The organism is Bacillus sp. OTU530 (genome assembly GCF_038440375.1).
In genome coordinates this window covers 1-555 of the sequence record NZ_JASATP010000141.1, presented here as the reverse complement: position 1 = coordinate 555, position 555 = coordinate 1, and the positions used below count along the sequence as shown (strand labels likewise).

Annotated in this window: 5 tRNA genes; all 5 read right to left on the bottom strand. The window is 50.5% G+C overall.

Features of this window, described 5'->3' with window-relative positions:
- Positions 1–56: 56 nt before the first annotated feature.
- Positions 57–131: transfer RNA gene (locus AAHB12_RS31260), tRNA-Gln, on the bottom strand.
- A 59-nt stretch (positions 132–190) separates the two neighbouring features.
- Positions 191–275, bottom strand: a tRNA-Tyr gene (locus AAHB12_RS31255).
- A gap of 20 nt (positions 276–295) precedes the next feature.
- Positions 296–368: transfer RNA gene (locus AAHB12_RS31250), tRNA-Val, on the bottom strand.
- Between the two features lie 6 nt (positions 369–374).
- Positions 375–449, bottom strand: a tRNA-Glu gene (locus tag AAHB12_RS31245).
- Positions 450–452: 3 nt separating this feature from the next.
- Positions 453–527: transfer RNA gene (locus AAHB12_RS31240), tRNA-Asn, on the bottom strand.
- Positions 528–555 lie beyond the last annotated feature (28 nt).

Here is a 555-nt window from a genome sequence, read left to right as displayed (position 1 = left end):
AGGCGCCAGATCCTAAGTCTGGTGCGTCTGCCAATTCCGCCACACCCGCATATAAATGGCTGGGCTAGCTGGATTCGAACCAACGAATGACGGAGTCAAAGTCCGTTGCCTTACCACTTGGCTATAGCCCATTAATGAAAATCTATGTTTCATTATTTTTTCACGATTTTCTAAATTTCATACAAAAAAATGGTGGAGGGGGACGGATTCGAACCGCCGAACCCCGAGGGAGCGGATTTACAGTCCGCCGCGTTTAGCCACTTCGCTACCCCTCCGATATGAATATAGGAAGAAATGGAGGATGACGGGCTCGAACCGCCGACCCTCTGCTTGTAAGGCAGATGCTCTCCCAGCTGAGCTAATCCTCCATATGTTGGTGACCCGTACGGGATTCGAACCCGTGTTACCGCCGTGAAAGGGCGGTGTCTTAACCGCTTGACCAACGGGCCATATGGCTCCGCAAGTAGGATTCGAACCTACGACCTATCGGTTAACAGCCGATTGCTCTACCGCTGAGCTATTGCGGAATGTAATTTAATTTAAGCCTTTCAGGCT